The organism is Streptomyces sp. NBC_01450, from assembly GCF_036227505.1.
Taxonomy (GTDB): domain Bacteria; phylum Actinomycetota; class Actinomycetes; order Streptomycetales; family Streptomycetaceae; genus Streptomyces.
In genome coordinates this window covers 2,327,379-2,351,338 of record NZ_CP109481.1, presented here as the reverse complement: position 1 = coordinate 2,351,338, position 23,960 = coordinate 2,327,379, and the positions used below count along the sequence as shown (strand labels likewise).

Here is a 23,960-nt window from a genome sequence, read left to right as displayed (position 1 = left end):
TACCACATCGCTGCGCGATGTGCAAGCGAAGGCACCCGCTTCGCGAGTGCCGGCGGTTCGCTTCGCTCACCGCGCCCGGCTTCGCCGGGGTAACTCCCTCCGCTTCGCTTCGGGAGTTGAGGGAGGCCGGCCGCTTCGCGTCCGGCGGGCCGCGCTGCGCGCTGCCCGAGATTGACGGTGTGCCAGGTGCGACTATTCGCGTTTCCGTATGGGAGTTGGGGAGTGCTTCGCACTCCTGGGGCGGGTCCGCTGCGCTCCCCCGCCCTGGCGGCTCTTCAGGCTGCGCCTTACGGGCCGTTAGCCCGCTGCCGCGGGCTGGGCTGGCTACCGGGGTGGTGGGTCGCTCGTTCGTGTTCTGGTTTCCGTGTAACACATCATCGATGTGATGCAGCATGTAGAGTTGGTGGAAACAAGAGACACACTCTGGCAGCGAGGGGAGCCGGGCTCATGTCGGTCTACGAATATCTTCCGGCTGAAATAGCCCGGCTCGGTGTGACGAGAAAGGCCGCCGGGCTCGTCCTCGGCCAGGTGCACACGCATGCGTGGCTCTCCCGGGAGCGCGAGGAACGTGCACGCGAAGGACCGGCAGAGATCCTCAACTTGAGTGAGCTGCTGATCGCCATGTGGGAGCGCGTTGAATGGGAGCGGATCGCCCACGTGATGACGGAGCAGCAGATGCCTGTCTACGTACCGGGGCAGGATCCGCGTGTAGGCCGTCGTGAGGAGCAGCGGATGCAGCGTGTGGCCCTTGACGTGGCCGCTGCAGAGCAACACGGCGGGGCACCGGCCGAGATGCTGCGTCATCGGGTCTACCGGATCGTCGCCCAGCGGGCCGACCCTCCGGGCGGAGGCGAACCACGGCTCACCGTCCACATGATGGCCTCTTCCCTCAGTGAAGCCGCCCACCGGGCCTGGACCGTCTATGGACGGCCGGGCCGCCTCTACCAGCAGGGCACATACCGGATTGCCTCGGTCGAGCAGGTCCTTCCCGAACCCGGAGAATTGCTGTGATCCAGCTTCGAGAACACCAGATGGACGCGAATACGCGTATCCGCAAGTGGGTGGGATTCCCTGCAAGACCATCTATTCCCTCGGAGGAATCGCGCGCCACGGTTGTGTCCGCCACCGGCTCCGGGAAGACGATCACTGCCGCTACGGCCGCGCTGGAATGCTTCCGGGGCGGGCGGGTCCTCGTCATGGTCCCCACCCTGGATCTTCTGGTGCAGACCGCGCAGGCGTGGCGCCGGGTCGGCCACAACTCGCCCATGGTCGCCGTGTGCTCGCTGGAAAAGGACGACGTCCTGGAGCAGCTCGGGGTCCGTACGACCACGAACGCAATCCAGCTCGCCCTGTGGGCGGGGAACGGGCCGGTGGTCGTGTTCGCCACGTACGCCTCCCTCGTGGACCGTGAGGACATCGACGCACCGATGGGCCAGCGGAAGGTGCGCGGGCCGCTGGAGGCCGCCCTGGCGGGCGGGGAGCGGTTGTACGGACAGTCGATGGACGGCTTCGACCTCGCCGTCCTGGACGAAGCCCACGGACTCGCCGGGGACACCGGCCGGCCCTGGGCAGCCATCCACGACAACACCCGGATCCCCGCAGACTTCCGGCTCTACCTCACCGCCACCCCGCGCATCCTCGCCTCCCCCCGCCCGCAGAAGGGCGCGGACGGCCAGGAGTTGGAGATCGCCTCCATGGCCAGCGACCCGGACGGGACGTACGGCGAGTGGATCTACGAGCTCGGGCTGTCCGAGGCGATCGAGCGGAGCATCCTCGCCGGCTTCGAGATCGACGTGCTGGAGATCCGCGACCCCTCTCCCGTGCGGGGGCTGTCGGAGGAGGCGCTGCGGGGCCGGCGCCTGGCACTGCTGCAGACCGCCCTCCTCGAGCACGCCGCACGCCACAACCTGCGTACGGTCATGACGTTCCACCAGCGGGTGGAGGAGGCCGCCGCGTTCGCGGAGAAACTACCGGAGACGGCCGCAGAGCTGTACGTGACCGAGACGTCCGACAAGGCCCTGGCCGACGCAGACGCGCTGCCGAAGTCGTCGATCGACGCGGAGCTCTACGAACTCGAGGCCGGCCGCCACGTACCCCCGGACCGGGTATGGTCGGCGTGGCTGTGCGGCGACCACCTCGTCGCCGAACGGCGCGAGGTGCTACGGCAGTTCGCAGGCGGCATCGACGCGGCGGGCCGGCGAGTACACCGCGCCTTCCTCGCCAGCGTTCGCGTTCTCGGTGAAGGCGTCGACATCGTCGGCGAGCGGGGAGTCGAGGCCATCTGCTTCGCCGACACCCGCGGCTCCCAGGTCGAGATCGTCCAGAACATCGGCCGCGCTCTGCGGCCGAACCCGGACGGCACGACCAAGGTGGCCCGCATCATCGTGCCCGTCTTCCTGGAACCCGGCGAGGACCCCGACGACATGGTCGCGTCCTCCTCGTTCCGCCCTCTTGTAGCCGTCCTCCAGGGCCTGCGCTCACACTCGGAACGCCTCGTCGAGCAGCTCGCCTCGCGGGCACTGACCAGGCAGCCGCGGACCAAGCTGCACCACCTCATCCGTGACGAGGACGGGCAGATCATCAGCGCCGGCGGGACAGGCAGCAAGGACCAGGAGCAGGACGACACCCAGGGCGCGGTGGAGTCCGCACTGCTGCACTTCTCCGCCCCCCGCGACGCGGCGACCATCGCCGCCTTCCTACGCACACGGGTGTACCGGCCCGAATCACTGGTCTGGCTCGAGGGCTACCAAGCCCTCCTCCGCTGGCGGAAGAAACACCACATCACCGGCCTGCACGCCGTTCCCTACGACACCCAGACCGAAGTCGGCGTCACAAAATCCTTTCCACTGGGACGCTGGATCCACCAACAGCGGAAAGCCCTCCGCGCCGGCGAACTCGACGACCACCGCAAAGAACTCCTCGACGCCGAAGAGGCCGGCATGGTGTGGGAACCCGGCGACGAAGCCTGGGAAAACAAACTCGCCGCGCTGCGCAGCTACCACCGCGCTCACGGCCATCTCGCCCCGAGGCAGGACGCCGTGTGGGGCGAGAGCGACACCGAAGGCCTCGTACCCGTCGGCCAGCACATCGCCAACCTCCGCCGCAAAAGCGGCCTCGGGAAGGATCCCGAGCGCGCCGCGGCGCGGGCCGCGCAGCTGACCGCCATCGACCCCGACTGGGACTGCCCGTGGCCGCTCGACTGGCAACGCCACTACCGCGTCCTCGCCGACCTCGCCGCGGACGAGCCCGGCGGGGCCCTGCCCGCCATCGAGCCGGGCGTGCTGTTCGAGGGCGACGACCTGGGGCGGTGGATCCAGCGGCAGGCGAGTTCCTGGGCAGAGCTGTCGCAGGAGCAGCAGCGGAGACTGTCCGCGCTAGGCATGATGCCCGCCGAACGGCCCACATCGGGCCCGGCCGCCAAGGGCGCGGCGAAGGCGTCAGCAGCCTTCCAACTCGGCCTAACCGCCCTCGCGCAGTACATCACTCGCGAAGGAAGAACCGTCGTGGGAAGAGCACATGTTGAAGAGCTTCCGGACGGCACGATGATCAAGCTGGGTGTGTTTCTGAGCAATCAGAAGGCCAGGCGTGACCGGCTTGATGCGGAACAACGGGCCGCCCTCGCCGAGCTGGGCTACGCCTGGGCTGCAGAGCCCCAGGTGTAGATGACGGTTCGTCCGCGGTTTGGGGCGTCTGACAGCACCGGCTGGGAGCCTGGTGCTCTGGCAGCTTTTGTTGATCGGCCACGTTACGCCCGATACCGGATGGGCCGATAAGCCGTTTAGTTCTGTGTGCACGGTGCGGGGTGGGACGGAGCGAGGGCGGGGTGGCCCGATGTCGAGTCGGTGGATGTGCTGTTCCAGGCTGTGGGCAGGACAGCGGAGTGTTCCAGGTGGTTGGCGGCCGCCTCCGAGGTGGTCTTCGAACGCTGTCCGTCGCTGAAGCCGTTCCCAGTCCGCAAAGGCAAGCGGCTGGCGCCGGGATGGTGGTGGTCGGCCACCACCGGACGGCTGGTGCACTACGGGTCCGCAGCGATGCGGCTGCACGTGATGCTGCTCGACCGTGACCCGCGCGTGGGCGGCCTGGCCGCCCGGCCGCTGGAACTGCGGTGGCGTGAGCCGGGTGGGGTGCGTGCGCATGCTCCTCAGCTCATGCTCCGGCTGGCCGATGGCCAGGGGGTGCTGGCCGACTGCACGGCCAGGCCTGAGCTTTCGCAGCGTCAGCGCTCCCTCGCGGCGGTGGTAGGAGAGATCTGTGCGGCGGCGGGCTGGCGCTACTGGGTGCTCGGGCCAGTCGACCCGGTGTACCGCCGCAACGTGGCCTGGCTGGCCGGGTACCGGCATCCGCGGAACCACGGTGGACCGCAGCTGGCCGCCGCGCTGCAGGAGGCGTTCGCCGAGCCGGCGCCGCTGCGGGAGGGCGTACGCGGGATCGGGGACCCGATGCTGGTGCTTCCCTCGCTGTTCCATGCCTTGTGGGCGGGACGGCTTACGGCGGAACTCGGTGCGGCGATGCATGAGCGGACGCTGGTGTGGGCGCAGGCGGCAAAGTGAGGGCAAGCAGCGGGGTGCATGGCGGGCCGGTGGTGGAGCTGGGGTGCCGGGTGCGGTTCGAGGGGCGTACCTGGACGGTGGCGGCCATTACTGGCGGTCAGGTACGGCTGGCTGCCGAGGACGGTGAAGTAGCGGCGCTGCTGTTCGCCGATGCGGGGTTCGAAGTCCTGGATGCGCCAGGGGTGTCCAGGGTGCCGCCGCTGGGTCTGCTGGAGTCGTTGCCCGATGCAGTGCGGGAGCGGGCGCTGGCGTGGGAGCGGCATGTGCAGGAGGTGGAAACGGGGCGGCCGGGTGGATGCAGCGCGGCGGGCCCGCCGCGGGCGGAGTACGACCCGCAGGCGCGGACGTTGGCGCAGCGGGAGGAGGCGAAGGCGGCCGAGCTTTCGGCGGCGGGGATGCCGACCAGCGCGGTCACGGTACGGCGGATGCGGGCCCGTTACCGCCGGGAGGGGGTGTGGGGTCTGGTGGACCACCGGGCCTCACGGCCGCGGACGGCGCTGGGGCGTGCGGATGAGCGGGTGGTGGCTGCCATGCAGGAGGTGCTGGAGGCCGGGCGGGAGCGCTCCAGCGGGACGCTGGGGCGGCTGCGGGTGTACACCGAGCGGCTGCTGGCCGAGCGGTACGGGGAAGGGGTGGTACCGCTGCCCTCGAGCGCGACGTTCAACCGGCTGGTGCACGCCCTCGCCGACGGGCGGCGACTGCTGGGCAGTGCGCGGGAGCGCCGGTGGCGTTCGGCCCGGCCGGCTCCCCCGTTCGTGCCGACGACGGTGATGATGCCGGGGGAGCTGGTGATGATGGACAGCACCCTGCTGGATGCCTTCGTGGTACTGGACGACGGGGTCGTGGAACGTCCCGAGCTGACCATCGCGCTGGATGTGGCCACCCGCACCATCTGCGCGGCCGTGCTGCGCCCGAAGGGAACCCGCAGTGTCGATGCGACACAGTTGCTGGCGCAGATGATGGTGCCGGCGCCAATGCGGCCCGGCTGGCCCGAGGCGCTGGCGATGGAAGCGTCGGTGATTCCCTACGAGCGGCTGCTGAGCGTGGACGCCCGGTTGGAAGGGGCCGCGGCGCGGCCGGTGATCACCCCGCAGACCGTCGTGGTCGACCAGGGCAAGGTGTTCGTCTCGGGCGTTACCCCTTGACCGTGGACACCCTGATCATTGGATCGTGAAGATCCGAAGGACAGGAGTTCCCGTTGGGGACGTCGAAGTACTCGCCTGAGTTCCGGGCCGATGCCGTCGCGTTGTACCGCTCCAGCCCGGGCCGGACGTACGCGTCGGTGGCCAAGGATCTTGGGGTGAACCACGAGACGCTCCGCACCTGGGTGCGGGATGCCGAGCAGGCCGCCGTGCCCGGCGCGGTGGAGGCCAGCGAGTTGGAGAAGGAGAACAAGCGGCTGCGGGCCCAGGTGAAGGAGCTCGAGCTGGAACGCGAGATCCTGCGGAGGGCCGCGAAGTATTTTGCGGGCGAGACCAGCTGGTGAGCCGTTTCCAGTTCGTTGCCGACCACCATGACGCCTTCGGCGTGAAGCGGCTGTGCCGGATCCTGGGGCTCTCCCGTTCCGGGTTTTACCGGCACCTGGCCGGCTTGGATGCGCGGGCCGGGCGGGCGCGTGCGGACGCCGAACTTGCCGGGCGGATCACGTCGATCCACACCGAGTCCGACGGCACCTACGGGGCTCCGCGCGTCACCGCCGAGCTCCAGGGCGCCGGGCTGCGGATCAATCACAAGCGGGTGGAACGCGTCATGCGGAAGTTCGGCATCGTCGGGCTGCACCTGCGCAAGAAGGTCCGCACCACGGTCCCCGCAGCCGACGCCATCCCGGTGCCGGACCTGATCCAGCGGGACTTCACCGCCTCTGGGCCGAACAAGAAGTACGTCGGCGACATAACCTACCTCCCGGTCGGCGACGGCCAATTTCTTTATCTGGCAACGGTGTTGGACCTGCACTCCAAGCGTCTGGTGGGCTGGTCGATCGCCGACCACATGCGGACCGAACTGGTCACCGACGCCCTCAAGGCCGCCGCCGGCGCGCGGGGAGGGAACCTGCGCGGAGCGATCTTCCACAGCGACAACGGAGCCCAGTACGCCTCCAAGGAGTTCGCCCAGGTCTGCAAGGACCTCGGCGTGATCCGATCACGCGGGGCCGTCGGCACCAGCGCGGACAACGCCGCCGCGGAGTCGTTCAACGCCAGCATGAAAAGGGAGACTCTCAAGGGCGCGAAACGCTGGCCCGGAGCTCGCGCCGCCCGCCTTGCGGTCTTCCGCTGGGTCACCCGCTACAACACCTGGCGACGGCACTCAGCCCTCGGTCAGCAGAGCCCGATCAACTACGAACAGCGATCAACTACGCTGACCACCGCCGCATAACAACCGGTGTCCACGATCAAGGGTGAAGGCCCGTGCCGCCGGAACTCTATCCTGTGCAGACATGACATGTCGTTCTTGGAGGGAGAGCGGGTAGCGGCGGTGCACGCACGAAATTGCTGTTCTTCCGTCTCCAGTTGTGGGCCTGTTCGTTGAGGCAGAGGGGTTGCGGCCCAGACGGCGGGACGGCTGCCGCGGTCATACCAGCCATCTGAAGGGGCGATGTCCCTCGACGGCACGGATCCTTGTTCTCGCCAATGCAGCGTACCTACGCTTCGAGTACCGCACTCCGGCGGCATGGAACAAGGGATCTGGCAATCATGGGTCGACTGTCCGGAAAAATCGCCTTCATCAGCGGAACAGGGGCCGGAATTGGGCGGGCTGCTGCCCAGGTATTTGCCGCGGAAGGGGCATCCGTATTCGGCTGTGACATCGATGCCGATGCTGCGGCGGAAACGCTTGAACTGGTGGAGAAGGCCGAGGGAGTAATGAAGTCTCTCGCCCCCGTCGACCTGTCGACCGAGGACGGTGCCCGGGAGTGGATCGAGGCCGGCATAGCGGCCTTCGGCGGTATCGACATCCTTTACAACAATGCCTCCGCGCTGCGGAACGGGCCGTTCGAGACGATGCCCGCCGAGGACTGGTACTTCACCATCAAGAACGAGCTCGACATCCCCTACTTCTGTACGCAGGCGGCCTGGCCGCACCTGATCGCCCGGGGCGGCGGTGCCGTCCTCAACGTCGCGTCGGTCGCCGCCGTGCGCGGCGCTCCGTTCATGCCGATGGTGCCGCACGGTGCCGCCAAGGGCGGGGTGTTGGCGATGAGCAAGCACCTGTGCGCGGCCGGCGCCCCGCACCACATCCGCGTCAACACCGTCGCACCCGGCATGATCCACACCTCCGCGACCGCGCCCTTCCTCGATGACCCGAACGGGCCGAAGGCTCAACTGGAGGCGCGTATCCCGGTGGGTCGGGTGGGACAGCCGGAGGACATCGCGAGGGTCGCAGCCTTCCTCTGCTCCGACGAGGCGGCGTTCATCAACGGCGCCAACCTCATGGTCGACGGCGGCGACAGCGCGATGGCCGGCTGACCGGCGGCATGCCCCGTCGAACGCCGCGAGTGCGCGCTGATCACGCCGGAGTCAACGGCCGCGATCAGCGCGCACGGGATTCGCTGATCGCCGCCCTCACCAAGGAATTCGGCGGGCGGCACGCGCGGCGCAGACAGGCGTGACGGCTTCGGCGAACCATCTTCGTAGGGTGGCTGGCAGGCTGACGCGCGCCAGAACGTTGGCAAGGAACTGCCGGTCGCCGTTGCTCTTTGCGGGGAGCAGGGGCTGGGGGCGGCGCTGTACCGGCGGGCATCGAAGCCGACCCGACCCTTGAGCCGGGTCAGGTCAGCGGCCAGGTCGGCCCCCCGCCGACCACGATCACGCTGGTACCGGCCGCGTTGCACACCGGGTGAGCACGAACCAGTCCGGGTGCCGACCGACCGCAGCGGGCCGCACGCCGCGTGTCGACACTGTCCGCGCCGTCAGGAGCGAAGGGACGGCGCCGTAGGTCGCGAGCACGGCACCGATCGAGGCCATGGTCGCCAGGCACCCGGTGCCGCCTCACTGGCAGTGCGCCCGTCCGGGGCGACGCGAAGCGCCCGAACTCGCCGAACGGTTCGTACATGTTGCGGTGCAACGAGTCGCCTCCACCAGCCCGTCGCCAGTGGTGTGCGACAGCCGCAGGCACAGCACATCCTGACGGTCGGCTGCCGCGTTCCCCGCCGGTTCGGCGAGCGCGGCACGCAGGGCGGTGCCCGCCTGGCAGCACCGACCGCGAAAGGCTTGCGCAGCAGTCAGGGCAGCCGGTCGCGGCACCGTGCGCACACGTGCCCGACGCCTCGTTCCCCGGGTAGGCGAGCGGCGCTTACGCGCCACGTTGACAATGAGTTCCGCGCGCCATGCCGGAGTCGTGTCGGAGGGCTGCTGTGATACCGCTTGCCACACGGCTTGCGGGCGGTCAACGTGTTTGTCGACAGGGTAGAGGATCAGGAGATCCGGCTGAGTGCCGTCGCGCGGACTCACCTCGAAGCCGACGCAGAGTCGCCACGGGGTCGGGTCATGAGTGCGGTCCTGCCCCATTCCCGCAGGTCGCACAAGGGGTCGTACGGCACATATTCATGTCGCATGCCATCCATGTTGCGACGCGATTTCCGATCGCTTCCGGCCACGCACGGCGCTCGCTATTGTGAGGACCCCGGAGCCGCCTATGCCGCCCCGCTCGCACCGGCCTCGCTGCCGGTTCCGTGAGCGGGGTCCCCAGAGCTGAAGGAACACCGCATGACCACCATCACGTCCGAGCTGGGCCGCTGCGGCGGCATGCTCGCTGTGGGGTGCGTGCCGGTCCGGTCCGATGGCATGCGGCGGCCCGTTTCCTTGCCCCACGGTCGCCGCCATGACACGGGACCGTCCATGAGCGCTCTCGGCGGCTCGATGCCCACGCCGACTGGCTGCAAGAAGGCTTCCACGGTGATGCACACGGGCCGGCCGTGCCGCCCGGCCCACGCGGCGCCCAGCGCCCGTACGTTGCTGAGAAACGGATCCCGCCCGGGGCCGCTCCGCGGCTTCGTGCGTCACGCCTGACACGGCATCACCGCACCGTTCACCGCCGTCACCCCGGCACCGCCTTCTCCGGCGACGATTCGCGGCACCCGCGCATCCGCCGAGACACGTGTTCCGGCTGTTTCCCGCCGGTGAGCGGGGCTGGGGCGGCACCGGTGACCGGGCTGGTGACAAGCCGTCGGCGAGCTGCCCCGCGATACCCATCAACACCCGTCCCGAGCAGTGCTGTGCGCCCGCCTCCCCAGGGCGCTCACTTCCCACCACCACAGCTGCGACCACGACGGTTCCGACCACGACCTCCGACCACAAGGGATGAGCAGAGTTGGACGACCACGACACCGTCACACCCGATCTGGAGAGGCAACTCCAGCGACTGGAGGACGTCCAGGCGATTCACAACCTCATGGGCCGACGCGCGTACCTGCACTCGGCCGGCCTCAACGACCGCGAACTCCTGGAGTGCTGGGCGACGGACGCCCCCGGCGTCTCCTTCGAGGCCGAGGACTGGGGTGTGTGGGACGGCTGGGACCACATCTGGAACGCCTACGTGGAGAAGAACCCCTTCCCCGCCGGCACCCCTGGCCTGCTCATCGAGCACGCCCTGACGACGCCCGTCATCGAGGTGGCCGGTGACGGCCTGACCGCGAAAGGGGTTTGGATCTCCCCGGGGCACGAGACCTTCCCGCTGCCGGACAGCCTTCCCGCCGCCCACTGGTCATGGGGCCGCTACGGCGTCGACTTCCTCAAGGAGGGCGGCGTCTGGCGGATCTGGCACCTGCACGTCTACACCACCTTCCGCACGCCGTACGACCAGGACTGGGTCGACTCATCGGTCAACCGCCCCGCCCATTTCCCGAAAGAGGGAGAGGTCGTTCCCGGCATGCCGGTGGTGGACCGGGCGGTGACCTTCAACCAGCCGTACACGCTCGGCGCGGTCCCCGCCCTGCAGCCCCCGCCGCCCGAACCGTACGGGACCTGGCAGGAGACCACCCGCTACACCGACCCGCCGAAGGAGGCTTGAGGTGACGACGTCGACCGGAACCCCGACGACCCTGACCAGGGCACAGCGACTGCACCGGATCAGGGCAGTGCACGAGATCCACAACCTCATCGGCCGCCACGCCTTCTTCAACGCGGCCGGCCACTACGACGACCTCATCGACACCTTCGCCCGCCATACCCCCGGCGTGTCGGTCGAGCTGGCCGACTGGGGCGTGTACGAGGGGCTGGACGGCGCCCGCGCCGCGCTGGTCGGGCCGCTGCTGGAGATGGCCCGCCGCAACGGGAAGGGCATGCGAGCCCAGTACCCGGAGCTGGACATCCAGGATGACCGCGCGGGGATGCTGCTGGAGAGCGCGTTCACGACCCCGGTCATCCAGGTCGCCGAGGACGGCGGCTCGGCCCGCGGCGTGTGGATGGTGATGGCCGCGCAGACGGGCTTCAACCCCGACGCGGGAGGGCCCGAGGCCGGCTGGGCGTGGGTGCACTACGCCGTCGACTTCGTCTACGAGGAGGACGGGGAGGACGGCGCCTGGCGGATCCTGCGTCTGCGGGTCGTGCCGCGCTTCCGTACCGCCTACGGCGTCAGCTGGGTCGAGAGCTCGCTGCGCGAGCAGGCGCCGCCACCGCTGACCACGACGTCCGACCGGCCGCCCACCGCCACCCTCAACGACTACTCCGTCACCCGCATGGCGACGTACGACCCCGTCCCCCCGGAGCCGTACCGCACCCTCGACGACCTCCCGCCCCTGTAAAGGACCGCCACATGGCACAGGACCAGGACGACTTCGACAGGCGACTGCGACGCCTGGAGGACATCCACGAAATCAACAACCTCATGGGCATGCACGAGTACCTGCACGCCGCGGGGCGCAACGGCGAGGAGTTCGAGAAGCTCTTCGCCAAGGACGCACCCGGACTGACCTTCGAGCCCGAGGACTGGGGCGTCTTCGAGGGCGCGGAGACCGTCAAGGGCTGCTACGTCGACGGCGCCCCGCCGGAGATGCCGGGGCTCATGACCGAGCACGCCGCTACCACCCCCGTGATCGAGATCGCCGAGGACGGCCTGACCGCCAAGGGCGTGTGGATCTCACCCGGACACGAGACCTTCCCCAGGCCGGACGGCCCGCCCATCGCCCACTGGTCGTGGGGCCGCTACGGCATCGACTTCGTCAAGGAGGGCGGCGCGTGGAAGTTCTGGCACTTCCACATCTACACCACCTTCCGTACCCCCTACGACCAGGACTGGGTCGAGTCCTCGGTCCACCGGCCGCCCTACTTCCCCGAACCCGGGCAGCTCATGGAGGGCATGACGCCCCCGTCGCGTCCGGTCACCTTCAATCAGCCCTACCAGGTCGACACGGCCCAGGAGATGGCGCCGGTCCCGCCCGTGCCGTACCGGACGTTCGACGAGACCTGGTCCTACACCGATCAGCCCGCCTGACCCTTCGCCTCGACGAGGAGCCGTACATGAGCGACACCGCGGAACCGACCACCGAGCAGAAGCTCCAGAAGGTCCTGGACATCCACGAGGTCCAGAACGTGATGAGCCGGCACGCCTACTACCACGGGCTCGGCAAGAACGCCGAGGAGCTGGAGGCGATCTGGGTCAAGGAGACCCCGGATCCCACCTTCGCGCAGAACCAGGGCTACTTCGTCGGATACGAGTCCATCAACTACTACTACGGCGAGTTGTGTCGCTTGATGCAGCGGGCCAACCTCAAGCTGCTCCGCCAGCACTACCCCGAGCTTGACGACTCGGACGACAACCTGGGCGCCGGAACTCTGATCATGCACCCGCTGACCACGTCGATCATCGAGATCGCCGACGACGGGAAGACGGCCAAGGGCATGTGGTACTCCCCGGGCCAGGTCACCGAGATCATGCCGCCCGACCACAGGCCCGTCGCGCACTGGATCTGGGAGAGGTACGGCGTCGACTTCGTCCGCGAGAACGGCGTCTGGAAGATCTGGCACATGCACGTCTACACGGACTTCTTCACGCCGGTCGGCGAGAGCTGGGCGGACCTGACCGCTGACGCGCCGATGGGCGTCGGCGGCCCCCCGGTCGAAATGCCGCGCCCGGACATCGAGGAAGAGACCTACAAGGTCTACAGCCACACCCAGCTGCCGCAGGACCTGCCGCGTATGCCCGAGCCCTACCAGACCTTCAGCGAGACCTTCAGCTACTGACAGCACGCCAGGCGCCGGCACCAACCGATTGACAACGAACTGAGATGTAGCCATGCCTCATCCGGAATTCCTGCGACTTCAACCGACCTCATTTCGCAAAACGGGAAGTGGAGGGTCTGGCGCCCGAATGTCGTCGGAATCCCCGACGAACGCGGGCCGGTCCGCCACCGGCACGCCGGTGGTTGCACGCCTGACCGGTTCTGCTTCAACGAGCCGGCGCCGCGGGACCCACATCGCACCTTCGATGAGGTGTCCGGCGCCTGCTGACCGCCCGCCGCCCCGGACGCTGCGTCTTGGACGGCCGTCCACAGGACGGCATTCCGTCCTGCCCCCTGTTCCCGAGCCCTGGAGGGCTTTCGTGTCCCATCTGCTTGCTACGCGGAACCGGCGTGCCCCGCTCGCCTGCAGCGGGCCAGGAGGACAGCTATGACCTCGCGCATCACCTCCGAAACCGTCCCGCGGCCGCCCGTGCCCTTGGAGCGCGTTGTCATCCGCTTCGCCGGCGACTCCGGTGACGGCATGCAACTCGCGGGTGACCGACTGTCCGCTGACAGCGCCGCATTCGGCAACGACCTGGCGACCCGCCCGGACTTCCCTGCCGAGATCCGCGCCCCTCAGGGCACGGTGCCGGGTGTCTCCTCGTTCCAGGTGCACTTCGCCGACTACGACATCCTCACCCCCGGCGACCGCCCCGACGTGCTCGTCGCGATGAACCCGGCGGCCCTCAAGGCCAACGCCGCCGACCTGCCGCCGGGCGCGACCGTGATCGTCAACACCGACGAGTTCACCCGCCGCAACCTGCAGCGCGCGAACTATGCGACGTCACCGCTGGAGGATGCAACCCTGAGCGGGCACGTCGTCCACCAGGTGCCCATGAGCAGCCTGACGCGTGCCGCGCTCGCCGACAGCGGCTTGTCCCGCAAGGACGCGGAGCGGGCGAAGAACATGTTCGCCCTCGGCCTGATCGCCTGGATGTACGGCCGCCCCACCGCCGGCACGGAGACCTTCCTGCGACGGAAGTTCGCCGACCGCCCGGAGGTGGCCGAGGCCAACGTCACCGCCTTCCGGACGGGCTGGAACTACGGCGAGACCACGGAGGCGTTCGCCACCACGTACGAGATCGCCCCCGCCAATCTGCCGCCCGGCACGTATCGGCAGATCACCGGCAACACCGCGCTCGCCATCGGACTGACTGCTGCCGGGCAGCGCGCGGGCCTTCCCGTGCTGCTCGGCAGCTACCCGATCACCCCCGCCTCCGACATCCTCCACGAACTCGCCCGCCACAAGGAGTTCGGCGTCCTCACCCTCCAGGCGGAGGACGAGATCGCCGGGATCGGCGCCGCCCTCGGCGCGGCCTTCGGCGGGGCGCTAGGGGTCACCTCCACCTCCGGGCCGGGTCTCGCCCTGAAGAGCGAGATCCTCGGTCTGGCGGTGATGACCGAGCTGCCGCTGATCGTGATCGACGTCCAGCGCGGCGGCCCGTCCACGGGGCTGCCCACCAAGACCGAGCAGTCCGACCTGTTGCAGGCCATGCACGGCCGCAATGGTGAGGCCCCGCTGCCGGTCATCGCTCCGCGCTCGCCCGGTGACTGCTTCGACGCCGCCCTGGAGGCGGCCCGGATCTCGCTCACCTACCGCACCCCGGTCCTGCTCCTGTCGGACGGAGCGCTGGCGAACGGCTCCGAACCGTGGCTGATCCCGGAGCCCGACGATCTGCCGGACCTGCGCGTGGAATTCGCGACCGGGCCCAACGCCCCGGACGGTTCGGAGGCGTTCTGGCCGTATCTGCGCGATCAGACCACCCTCGCCCGACCGTGGGCGATCCCGGGCACGCCAGGACTGGAGCATCGCATCGGCGGCCTGGAGAAGTCCGACGGTCCGGGAACGATCTCCTACGACTCGGCCAACCACGAGCGCATGGTCCACCTGCGTCAGGCGAAGGTCGACGGCATAGATGTGCCCGACGTCGAGGTCGAGGACCCCGACGGGCGGGCGGACGTGCTGGTGCTCGGCTGGGGTTCGACATACGGGCCGATCGGTGCGGCCTGCCGCCGGGTGAGGGCCCGCGGACTGCCCGTGGCCCAGACCCATCTGCGGCATCTGCGGCCCTTCCCGGGCAATCTCGGCGCGGTTCTGCGTGCCTACCGGCAGGTGGTGGTGCCCGAGATGAACCTCGGCCAACTCGCCGGGCTCCTGCGCGCCGCGTACGGAGTGGACGTGGTCAGCCGTTCGAAGGTCACCGGCCAGCCCTTCGGAGCCGAGGAGCTCGCCGATGTCTTCGTATCCGTGATCAAAGGAGAATCGGCATGACCACGAAGGAGCTCGGCATGCCCGGCATGCCCGGCATGCACGGTCTGGACGGCGTGCCCCTGGCCGACGGGCCGCAGTCAGCCAAGGACTACCGTTCGGACCAGGAAGTCCGGTGGTGCCCCGGCTGCGGGGACTATGCCGTCCTGGCTGCGGTCCAGTCCTTCCTGCCCGATCTCGGACTGCGCCGGGAGAACATCGTCTTCATCTCGGGCATCGGTTGCTCGTCCCGCTTCCCGTATTACCTCGACACCTACGGAATCCACTCCGTGCACGGACGCGCCCCCACACTCGCCACCGGCCTCGCCGTCACCCGCCCGGATCTCAGTGTTTGGGTGGTCACCGGTGACGGTGACGCGCTGTCCATCGGGGGAAACCACCTCATCCACGCCCTGCGGCGCAACGTCAACCTGAAGATCCTGCTCTTCAACAACCGGATCTACGGACTGACCAAGGGTCAGTACTCTCCCACCTCGGAACCCGGGAAGGTCACCAAGTCGACCCCACTGGGCTCGGTTGACCACCCTTTCAACCCGGTCTCGCTCGCGCTCGGCGCGGAGGCGACCTTCGTGGCCCGAGCCCTGGACTCCGACCGCGCTCAGCTCACCGAGGTGCTAAGTGCGGCGGCCGAGCACAGAGGGACGGCCTTGGTCGAGATCTACCAGAACTGCCCGGTCTTCAACGACGGCGCCTTCGAGGCTGTGAAGGATCCCGGGGAGCGCGTCCAACGGGTCATCCCACTCCGCGACGGGGAGCCGGTGCGCTTCGGGGCCGCGGGAGAGTACGGCGTCACGCGCGACCTCCGCACCGGCGGACTGCGTGTGGCCCCGGTCGCCGAGACGGGCGAGGACGCTTTGGTCGTGCACGACGCTGCGGCCGGCGACCCCACGCAGGCGTTCGCCCTGTCCCGGCTGGACAGCGGAGACCACGGCCCGGTCGTGCCCGTCGGGGTATTCCGGGCGGCTCAGCGACCCACTTACGACGACCTGGTACGGCAGCAGGCAGTTAGGAGCGGAGGCGGCGGCACTCTGCGGGACCTGCTGCGAGGCCGCGATGCCTGGACCGTGGAACCGAATCGGAGGAATGCCCCATGACGTACGTCATCGCACAACCCTGCGTGGACGTGAAGGACCGGGCGTGCGTGGAGGAATGCCCCGTAGATTGCATCTACGAGGGTGAGCGCATGCTCTACATCCACCCGGACGAATGCGTCGACTGCGGCGCCTGCGAACCAGTGTGCCCGGTCGAGGCGATCTTCTATGCCGAGGACGTGCCGCCGGAGTGGGCGGCCTTCACCGACGCCGGCGAGGCCTTCTTCACTGCCCTCGGCTCCCCCGGAGGCGCCTCCGCGGCCGGTCCGATATCGGCGGACGCTCCGCTCGTCGCCGAGTTTCCAGCGGCCGCCCATTGACCGTCAGTGAATCCCGTTTCTCCGAGAATCCAGAAGCACGGGCATCACATTAGGCGATCAATTCATGATCAATTCCCTTGGGCTGCTCGCTCGGGAAACGGAGAGACGGACCGGTAAGCACATCAATTAGAAGGCGGGGTGACCTACGGAGGTCCGGGATTCTCGCGTGATGGTTTTTCCCGGAGGTCGAACGGTCGCTGCCCATCGTCTCCATGAATGGCAGCCATCAATACGAAGCCGATGCGGGTGTGTTCTCACCGTGTCGCACGGAGTGTTGAATTCGAGGCCACCACATATCTCATTCAGTCAGCGTCGACGTTGAGGAGTACAGGGTGTTGAGGCGTACAGCGTTGTCACTTATCGGGTCATCCGTCCTGGTGGCCGCCACCGGCTGTGCCGGATCGGGCACGGCGAAGTCCGGACAGAAGACCTTCACGATGTCCGCGTTTCCGACCGGAAACTCGATGGACCCATGGAAGACGCAGCTGAGCCAGTACGTGGCAGCCGCAACGTACGACACGCTCACCCATATCGACGCCGACGGCACCGTGGTCCCGTGGCTCGCCACCTCATGGGATTATAGCGACGCCACGACCTTGGTGATGGAGCTGCGTACCGATGTGGTCTTCACCGATGGCACGAGCTTCGACGCGGCGGCTGTCAAGGCCAATATCGAGTACGCCAAGTCGGCCACCCCGTCGAACGTGGCGGCGCAGCCCTACCTCTCATACATCCAGTCGGTCGACGTGGTGTCCAAGAGCAAGGTGCGCTTCAACCTGAGGGCTCCCCAGCCCGACCTGCCCTACGGGTTCTCCCAGCAGGCCGGCTGGATGCTGAGTCCCACCGCGCTCAAGAACCCCAAGACGCTCGCCGACACACCGGTCGGGTCCGGTCCCTACGTCCTCGACAAGAGCGGCACGACGACGAACAAGACCTACGCGTTCACCCGGAACAAGAGCTACTGGGCGGCGGCCAAGTGGTCGCGCTTCGACAAGCTGGTGGTGCAGTTGATCACCGACCCCACCGCATCCAACAACGCGGCGCGCAGCGGCCAGCTCGACTACACGATCGTGTCGGCGGGAACGGAAATCAACGGGTGGAAGATCGCCCAGGGCTCCGCATCCGCCTTCTTCGGCTTCACGATCTTCGACACCTCCGGCGAGATCAGCAAGCCGCTGGGTGATGCGCGCGTCCGGCAGGCCATGAACTACGCGGTCGACAGAAATGCGATCCTCAAGTCAGTGCTCGACGGTCAAGGGGTCACCAACGCCTCGACGCCGTTCGGCCCGGACAGCCTCGGCTACAGCCGGAACATCGACAGCTACTACACCTACGACGTCGCCAAGGCCAAGCGGCTCCTGCGCCAGGCCGGCTACCCGAACGGGTTCTCGGTCAAGGTGCTGAACAACCCGCAGTGGGACCAGATGGCCCAGGCTCTCGCCGGCTATCTCCGCAAGGTCGGCATCGACGTGCAGCTCAGCAACCACGGTGACGACTTCGTGCAGCAGGTCAACTCCGGCAAGTGGGCGATGGCCACGGGTCTCCTGTCGGTGACCGGGCTCCCCTACAGCGACTTCACCTTCACGATGACGAAGAGTTCCTCGATGAACCCGCTCGGCAACAGCAACCCGAAGGTGAGTGCCATGCTGGCCAAGGCCGTGGCAGCCAGTGGAGCCGAGCAGAAGCAGTTGTATGCACAGCTGGCCGAGTACGCCGCGGAGCAGGCGTGGTACGTGATCCCGGCGCTGAGCAGCCAGTTGCACGCCTACAACCCGCAAGTCGTCAAGGTGGTCGAGCCCGCCAGGGCCGGTGCACCGATGCTGTACCACCTGCGGCCGGTCGGAGCTGAGTGACCATGCTCCGACTGTGCTTGCGGCGGCTGGCGTCTGTGGTGCCCATCATGGCGATCGTCGCTACGTTGACGTTTCTGCTGGTTCAGCTCGTTCCTGGGGACCCGGCGTCGTTCCTGCTCGGTTCGGGTGCCACGGCGGACGAGGTGGCCCGGCTCAGGTCCTCGATGGGGCTGGACCGGCCGGCACTCGTCCAGTACGGCGACTGGCTCGGCGGCCTGTTCCACGGCGACCTGGGCGTGTCGCTGGTGTCGAATCAGAAGGTGGCCGCCTCCCTGGGCAGCGCGGTGCCGGTAACGGTGTCGGTCGCCCTGCTCGCCACGGTGTTCACTCTTCTGATCGGCGTCACCCTCGGGACGGTCGCGGCCGTGCGGGGCGGCCTGGTGGACCGTGCGGTCATGTGGGGGGCCAGCATCGGCATGGCGGTTCCGAGCTTCTGGCTCGCGGGCCTGCTCGTGTTCGTCTTCGCCATCCGGCTTCCGGTGCTTCCAGCCACCGGGTACGTGGCTTTCACCGTCTCACCGGGGCAATGGCTGTCGCATCTGATCCTGCCGATGGTCGCCGTGGGGCTGGCGGGGGTGGGACCGGTGGCGTTCCAGACGCGCGTGGGCGTTGTCGAGCAGCTCTCACGCGACTACGTTCGCACGCTTGCGGCCAATGGGCTGTCCCGCAGAAGGATCGTGTGCAGGCACGTGCTGCGCAACGCCAGCGGCCCGGTGGCGACCGTGGCCAGTCTCGGATTCGTGTTCGCGCTCGGCGGGGTCATGGTGATCGAGGCGATCTTCAACCTGCCCGGCGTGGGCACGCTGATGCTCAGCGCGATCCGCCAGCATGATCTTCCGATCGTGCAGGGCGCGGTGTTGGCGTTCAGCCTCATCATCGTCGCCGTCAACCTGCTGTCCGATGTGGTGGCCGCGGCCCTCAACCCAAGGATCCGGTTCTCATGACCTCGTCCATCACAGCCCTGCGCAGGGCGCTCGCCCGCCCGGCGGTCTGGGTGAGCCTTATCTGGCTGATCGGGATCAGTGTGGCGTGCGCGATGGCATCGGTGCTCGCGCCCATCGACCCACTGGAGCAGGACCTGTCCAACAGCTTCAGCGGGCCCGGCGCGCGGCACTGGCTGGGCTCGGACGAGCTCGGTCGCGACATCTTCTCGCGGCTGCTGCACGGCGGAGGCGGACTGCTGCTGACCGCGCTCATCCCGGTGGGTGTCTCCTTGCTGCTCGCCGTACCCGGCGGGCTGCTCGCGGGCTATCTGTCGGGGTGGGTCGACACCGCCTCCACCTTCGTCGTCGACATCCTGTTCGCGCTGCCGGGTCTGGTGGTGGTGCTGGCCATCGCCGCGGTGACCGACAACAACCTGATCGTGATGGCCATCTCCTTCGGTGTGTTGACCAGCGGCGCCGTCTTCCGGGTGGTGCGCACCTCAACGGCCGCCGCACGCGAACTGCCGTACGTCGACGCCGCGCTGGTCTCCCGGCTGTCACGTCCGCGGATCCTGGCCCGGCACATCCTGCCCAACGTCACCGGTCCCCTCATCGCCCAGGCGGTCGTGCAGTACAGCGGCACGTTCCTGTTTCTCACCTCCCTGTCCTTCCTCGGCCTCGGCTTTTCACCGGAGACCCCGAGCTGGGGTCAGATGACCCTGGACGCCGCAAACAACCTGGATCAGCACCCGTGGCTGATGGTGCCGGTCGGCTTCGCCCTGACCGCGACCGTGCTGGCCCTCAATCTGGTCGGCAACGCCCTGCTGGAGGCGGTGAGCGGACACCGGCGTCCCTCGCAACTGCCTGACCCGCGACGGCCGGTGCCGGATGTGCCCGCGGACGGGGTGGCCCCGCCCGGGCCGGCGTCGGCGTCGGCGTCGGACGCGGTGCTGACGGTCGATCGGCTTCACGTGTGCTACCCGGGACAGGACGGCAGCGAGCGAGCCGTGGTCCGGGACGTCAGCTTCCAGCTGCAGCGCGGAGAGGTGTTCGGCCTGGTCGGCGAGTCCGGATCCGGAAAGACAACGACCGCGCTGTCCATCCTCGGGCTGGTGTCACAGCCCGGGCGGGTCACCTCCGGCCGCGTGCTGCTCCAGGGTGAGGACCTGCTCCGACTGAACGAGGCGCAACTGCGCAAGGTCCGCGGATCCCGGATCGGCCTTGTCGCCCAGGAGCCCATGGCCGCGCTCGACCCGTCCTTCACCGTCGGCTCGCAACTGGACGAGATGATCTGCCTGCATCGGCGCGTCCGTCGGCGGGAGGCCCGGCAGATCGCGCTGGATCTGCTGGCCCGCGTCGGCATGCCCGATCCGGCCGCGGTCGCCGGCCGCTATCCGCACCAGCTCTCCGGGGGCATCGCACAGCGCGTGGCGATCGCGCTCGCCCTCAGCGGCGAGCCCGACGTCCTGGTCGCCGACGAACCCACCGCGGCGCTCGACGTCACCGTCCAGGCAGAAATCATCGATCTCCTGCTGCACCTGCGGGAGGAGTCCTCACTGACGCTTCTGTTGGTCACACACGATCTGGGTGTGGTCGCCGACATCTGCGACCGGGTCGCGGTCATGTCGGACGGACGTCTGATCGAGGAGGGCACCACGGAGGCGGTGCTGCTGTCGCCCGCCCAGGAATACACCCGCACGCTGGTCGCGGCAACACCCCGGCTTCCGGTCGAGGCAGGCCAGGAAAGGAGCTGGGGATGAGTACACCCCTGCTGGACGTCAAGGATCTCGGTGTGGAGTACAGGAGCGGGTGGCGCTCCAGTCCCACCAAGGCGGTCGACGACGTGAGCCTCACGGTCGGCCACGGGGAAATCGTGGGCCTGGTGGGCGAGTCGGGCTCGGGCAAGTCGACGGTGGGCAGGGCGATTCTCGGCCTGATGGCCCCGGCGCGGGGCACCATCCACCTGGGCGGCCAGGACATCACCCACCAGCGGGCCGCCGAACGGCGGGATCTGTCCACCGGGCTCCAGGTCGTCTTCCAGGACCCCTACGCCTCGCTCAATCCGGCACGCACCATCGGCAGGACGCTGAGTGAACCCCTCGAAGTCCACGGCAAGTTCAGTGCCGCGGACGCCCGAACGCGGATCGGGGAACTGCTGAACCGGGTCGGCCTGCCCGCCGACGCGATCGACCGCTACCCGAGCGCGTTCTCCGGCGGCCAGCGTCAGCGCATCGCCATCGCCAGGGCGATCTCCACCGACCCGGCGCTTGTCATCTGCGACGAACCGACCAGCGCCCTCGACGTGATCACCCAGGCACGGATGCTCGACCTGATGAGCGACCTCAGCCGCGAGCGGGGGACAGCGATGTTGTTCATCGCGCACAACCTCGCGGTGGTCGCAGCCATCGCCCAACGAGTGGTTGTGCTCTACCGCGGGCGCGTCATGGAGACCGGAACCACACAGGACGTCCTGTGCCGGCCGTTGCACCCCTACACCCAGGCGTTGATCGCCAGCTCTCCCGTGGCCGACCCGCTCCGCCAACGCAAACGGCGGGCAGCCCGCCAGCAGGCCGATCCGGTCGCCGGCGGTGAGGGGACAGGAACCGCACCACAAGGCTGTCCCTTCGCACCACGCTGCCCGCACGCCACGTCAACGTGCCGGATCCAGCGTCCGGCCGTCACCCTCGTCGACGGTCGGTCGGTCGCCTGCCACCTCTTCACGGCTGACACCCCCACACCTGAGGGAGCGACCGCATGAGCGATATGACCATGGAACGCCGCGTCCAGCGGTTGGCGGACATCCTGGCCGTCACCAAGCCGATGAGCCGCGTGGCGTACCCGCATTCCGCGGGCATGACCGCCCGTGAGATCGAGGAGTCCTGGGTGAAGGTGACGCCGGGCATCACCTTCGAGGCCGAGAACCGGGTCGAGTCGTCGATCGATCGCCTGGGCCATTTCCTGAAACTCGGCGAGACGGCGCCGGGTGTGCACCGTCCGGATCGCGAGGTGACCTTCAGTCAGTCCTACGCAGTGAGCGTGGCGCCCGCACTGCAACCCGAGCCGCCGAAACCGTACGACAGCTTCTATGAGTCGACCAGCTACCCCGACAAGCCCGCGCGCGTGGAGCGCGTGGTCAACAACGAGAGTGAGGACCAGTGAGCGAGCTCAGCGGCGCACTGACGGCGGACCTGGTGGTGATCGGGGCCGGTGGTGCCGGCCTGCCGGCAGCGATCACCGCACAGGAGCATGGTCTGGAACGGGTCGTGGTGCTGGAAAAGCGCCCGCTCGTGGGCGGCAACGCCGGTATGTCCGGCGGGTTCCTGTTCTCGGTGCAGAGCAGGTCCCAGCGTGAGGCCGGCCTCGGGAACTCGCCCGACGCCGTCTTCCGGGACACGATGGCGTACCACCATTACGACGGCGTGGATCCCCGGCTTGTCCGGCTGTGGGTGGACGAGGCCGACGAGACGGTGAACTGGCTGGAGGACCGCGGTATCGGCTACCGGCCCATGACGGGAGTCGACCTGGGCGTGGAGCCCAGCGGATGGTCCAACCACCCTGGCAGCTTCCAGCGGGTGATGGAGGAGCTCAGCCAGCGCTTCACCGCCAAGGGCGGCCAGATTCTCACCAGGGCCGCAGCGGCCGAGATCATCGGCTCGCCGGAGATCGGGGTGAGCGCGGTGGTGGCCGACACCAAGGACGGCAGGATCACGATCGAGACCCCGCGGGTCGTGCTCGCCACCGGGGGCTTCACCGGAAACGTCGACCTGCTGCACGAGAAATTCCCCGGTGTCTACGACGAGGACGTCTACTGGACCGACACCAAGCGATTGGCCGGTGACGGAATCGCCCTCGCCGGCGCGGTCGGGGCCGACACAGGCGGCCGTTCGTTCCTCATCAAGGAGAACTGCTACAGCTTCAAGACCAAGAAGAACAAGCCGAACCGCGCGGGCATGGAGCCTCGTTGCCTGTGGGTGAACGCACACGGCGACCGGTTCCTCGACGAATCGAGCGGCAGGGTCAACGCCACCACCAACGCGCTGATCGTCCAGCCCGGCATGGCAGGGTTCGCACTGTTCGACGACGACTTGGTGCAGTACGTCATCGACCAGCCGGACCCGTTCGCCGGAGAGGCGCGTCCCGGCGAGGAAGATCCGGGCACCTGGATCGCCGGGGGCTACCGCACCACGCTGCGTGACACTCTGGCCGATCCGGCCAACAAGGAGTGGTGCGTCTCGGCCGATGACTGGTCGGAGATCGCGCGCTGGATCGGTGCCGACCCGGAGGTGCTGAGCGCCACCGTGCAGGAATACAACGGCTATTGCGACGCCGGGCGTGACGCGCTGTGGGCAAAAGCCCCCGAGCACCTGGTCCCGCTGCGCAAGCCGCCGTTCTACGCACTGCGGTTCCGGCCACTCATGATCGACACCGCCGGGCCGCTGCGCATCGACCAGAACCTGCGGGTGCTCGACCCGCAATCCCGCCCCATCCCCGGACTGTACGGGGCCGGCTCGGTCGTCGGCGGCTGGATCGGCTTGGACGAGCACCGGTTCGGCACTCCGCTGTCCTGGGCGATCAGTTCGGGTCGTATCGCCGGGATTCACGCCGCCACGGGGTGACGGGGAGCAGACCTGTCTACTTCTTCGTAGATCCCGGTTCAAGTTCGTGGCCTCCAGGGCCGGTAGAACTCTTCGCCGGCGTTGATCCGCCTCCCCCCTGACTTCCAGTTGGTCGGCAGGGGGAGT

General features: G+C 68.4%; 19 protein-coding genes. All 19 read left to right on the top strand.

Going from position 1 to position 23,960, the window contains the following annotated elements; translation table 11 throughout:
• Positions 1 to 447: 447 nt before the first annotated feature.
• The 19 genes from OG568_RS59415 to OG568_RS59325 all read left to right on the top strand — a co-directional run bounded on the left by OG568_RS59415 (position 448) and on the right by OG568_RS59325 (position 23,834).
• Positions 448 to 1,011, top strand: coding sequence for a hypothetical protein (locus OG568_RS59415; protein WP_329536221.1), 564 nt, complete (start codon positions 448 to 450; stop codon positions 1,009 to 1,011).
• A complete protein-coding gene (locus OG568_RS59410) occupies positions 1,008 to 3,662 on the top strand; it encodes a DEAD/DEAH box helicase (RefSeq protein WP_329536220.1) in 2,655 nt (884 codons plus the stop codon). Before OG568_RS59415 ends, OG568_RS59410 begins: the two co-directional genes overlap by 4 nt.
• 231 nt (positions 3,663 to 3,893) lie before the next feature.
• Entirely contained in the window at positions 3,894 to 4,550 is a 657-nt protein-coding gene (locus tag OG568_RS59405; protein WP_329536219.1) for a TnsA-like heteromeric transposase endonuclease subunit, read from the top strand.
• Between the two features lie 29 nt (positions 4,551 to 4,579).
• Complete coding sequence (locus tag OG568_RS59400) at positions 4,580 to 5,695, top strand: hypothetical protein (protein ID WP_329536218.1); 1,116 nt, start codon at positions 4,580 to 4,582, stop codon at positions 5,693 to 5,695.
• A gap of 53 nt (positions 5,696 to 5,748) precedes the next feature.
• Positions 5,749 to 6,923 (top strand): IS3 family transposase gene (locus tag OG568_RS59395; protein ID WP_266421100.1). Its coding sequence is split into 2 segments (ribosomal slippage): positions 5,749 to 6,016 and positions 6,016 to 6,923, totalling 1,176 coding nucleotides; the frame shifts between segments, so codons are not numbered across the junction.
• Positions 6,924 to 7,240: 317 nt separating this feature from the next.
• Positions 7,241 to 8,011: an SDR family NAD(P)-dependent oxidoreductase gene (locus OG568_RS59390; RefSeq protein WP_329538324.1), complete on the top strand. Its 771-nt coding sequence runs from the start codon at positions 7,241 to 7,243 to the stop codon at positions 8,009 to 8,011.
• 1,843 nt (positions 8,012 to 9,854) lie between these two features.
• A complete protein-coding gene (locus OG568_RS59385; RefSeq protein WP_329538228.1) occupies positions 9,855 to 10,553 on the top strand; it encodes a nuclear transport factor 2 family protein in 699 nt (232 codons plus the stop codon).
• A 1-nt stretch (position 10,554) separates the two neighbouring features.
• Complete coding sequence (locus OG568_RS59380) at positions 10,555 to 11,286, top strand: nuclear transport factor 2 family protein (RefSeq protein ID WP_329538227.1); 732 nt, start codon at positions 10,555 to 10,557, stop codon at positions 11,284 to 11,286.
• Positions 11,287 to 11,297: 11 nt separating this feature from the next.
• On the top strand, positions 11,298 to 11,975 hold the full coding sequence (locus tag OG568_RS59375; protein ID WP_329538226.1) for a nuclear transport factor 2 family protein: 678 nt from the start codon (positions 11,298 to 11,300) through the stop codon (positions 11,973 to 11,975).
• A 26-nt stretch (positions 11,976 to 12,001) separates the two neighbouring features.
• A complete protein-coding gene (locus OG568_RS59370) occupies positions 12,002 to 12,724 on the top strand; it encodes a nuclear transport factor 2 family protein (RefSeq protein WP_329538225.1) in 723 nt (240 codons plus the stop codon).
• Between the two features lie 426 nt (positions 12,725 to 13,150).
• Positions 13,151 to 15,034 (top strand): 2-oxoacid:acceptor oxidoreductase subunit alpha, encoded by a 1,884-nt coding sequence (locus OG568_RS59365; protein ID WP_329538224.1) that lies wholly within the window; start codon positions 13,151 to 13,153, stop codon positions 15,032 to 15,034.
• Positions 15,031 to 16,125, top strand: coding sequence for a 2-oxoacid:ferredoxin oxidoreductase subunit beta (locus OG568_RS59360; protein ID WP_329538223.1), 1,095 nt, complete (start codon positions 15,031 to 15,033; stop codon positions 16,123 to 16,125). The genes OG568_RS59365 and OG568_RS59360 overlap by 4 nt, the downstream gene beginning before the upstream one ends.
• Positions 16,122 to 16,442, top strand: coding sequence for a ferredoxin (gene fdxA, locus OG568_RS59355; RefSeq protein ID WP_329538222.1), 321 nt, complete (start codon positions 16,122 to 16,124; stop codon positions 16,440 to 16,442). The genes OG568_RS59360 and fdxA overlap by 4 nt, the downstream gene beginning before the upstream one ends.
• Positions 16,443 to 16,906: 464 nt before the next feature.
• Positions 16,907 to 18,295 (top strand): ABC transporter substrate-binding protein, encoded by a 1,389-nt coding sequence (locus OG568_RS59350; protein ID WP_329538221.1) that lies wholly within the window; start codon positions 16,907 to 16,909, stop codon positions 18,293 to 18,295.
• A 2-nt stretch (positions 18,296 to 18,297) separates the two neighbouring features.
• Positions 18,298 to 19,239 (top strand): ABC transporter permease, encoded by a 942-nt coding sequence (locus OG568_RS59345; RefSeq protein ID WP_329538323.1) that lies wholly within the window; start codon positions 18,298 to 18,300, stop codon positions 19,237 to 19,239.
• Complete coding sequence (locus tag OG568_RS59340; protein WP_329538220.1) at positions 19,236 to 20,978, top strand: dipeptide/oligopeptide/nickel ABC transporter permease/ATP-binding protein; 1,743 nt, start codon at positions 19,236 to 19,238, stop codon at positions 20,976 to 20,978. Before OG568_RS59345 ends, OG568_RS59340 begins: the two co-directional genes overlap by 4 nt.
• Positions 20,975 to 21,976: an ABC transporter ATP-binding protein gene (locus tag OG568_RS59335; protein WP_329538219.1), complete on the top strand. Its 1,002-nt coding sequence runs from the start codon at positions 20,975 to 20,977 to the stop codon at positions 21,974 to 21,976. The genes OG568_RS59340 and OG568_RS59335 overlap by 4 nt, the downstream gene beginning before the upstream one ends.
• The gene (locus OG568_RS59330; protein ID WP_329538218.1) at positions 21,973 to 22,377 is read left to right on the top strand and encodes a hypothetical protein; all 405 of its coding nucleotides are present in this window, start codon (positions 21,973 to 21,975) and stop codon (positions 22,375 to 22,377) included. The genes OG568_RS59335 and OG568_RS59330 overlap by 4 nt, the downstream gene beginning before the upstream one ends.
• Positions 22,374 to 23,834: an FAD-dependent oxidoreductase gene (locus OG568_RS59325; protein ID WP_329538217.1), complete on the top strand. Its 1,461-nt coding sequence runs from the start codon at positions 22,374 to 22,376 to the stop codon at positions 23,832 to 23,834. Before OG568_RS59330 ends, OG568_RS59325 begins: the two co-directional genes overlap by 4 nt.
• The last annotated feature ends 126 nt before the right edge of the window (positions 23,835 to 23,960 follow it).

Excerpts from the sequence above, each read along its gene's own strand:
- OG568_RS59390 (WP_329538324.1), top strand. The coding sequence starts at position 7,241 with ATGGGTCGACTGTCCGGAAAAATCGCCTTCATCAGCGGAACAGGGGCC.
- OG568_RS59360 (WP_329538223.1), top strand. The coding sequence starts at position 15,031 with ATGACCACGAAGGAGCTCGGCATGCCCGGCATGCCCGGCATGCACGGT.
- OG568_RS59340 (WP_329538220.1), top strand. The coding sequence starts at position 19,236 with ATGACCTCGTCCATCACAGCCCTGCGCAGGGCGCTCGCCCGCCCGGCG.
- OG568_RS59415 (WP_329536221.1), top strand. The coding sequence starts at position 448 with ATGTCGGTCTACGAATATCTTCCGGCTGAAATAGCCCGGCTCGGTGTG.
- OG568_RS59330 (WP_329538218.1), top strand. The coding sequence starts at position 21,973 with ATGAGCGATATGACCATGGAACGCCGCGTCCAGCGGTTGGCGGACATC.
- fdxA (WP_329538222.1), top strand. The coding sequence starts at position 16,122 with ATGACGTACGTCATCGCACAACCCTGCGTGGACGTGAAGGACCGGGCG.
- OG568_RS59350 (WP_329538221.1), top strand. The coding sequence starts at position 16,907 with ATGGACCCATGGAAGACGCAGCTGAGCCAGTACGTGGCAGCCGCAACG.
- OG568_RS59365 (WP_329538224.1), top strand. The coding sequence starts at position 13,151 with ATGACCTCGCGCATCACCTCCGAAACCGTCCCGCGGCCGCCCGTGCCC.
- OG568_RS59335 (WP_329538219.1), top strand. The coding sequence starts at position 20,975 with ATGAGTACACCCCTGCTGGACGTCAAGGATCTCGGTGTGGAGTACAGG.
- OG568_RS59375 (WP_329538226.1), top strand. The coding sequence starts at position 11,298 with ATGGCACAGGACCAGGACGACTTCGACAGGCGACTGCGACGCCTGGAG.
- OG568_RS59370 (WP_329538225.1), top strand. The coding sequence starts at position 12,002 with ATGAGCGACACCGCGGAACCGACCACCGAGCAGAAGCTCCAGAAGGTC.
- OG568_RS59345 (WP_329538323.1), top strand. The coding sequence starts at position 18,298 with ATGCTCCGACTGTGCTTGCGGCGGCTGGCGTCTGTGGTGCCCATCATG.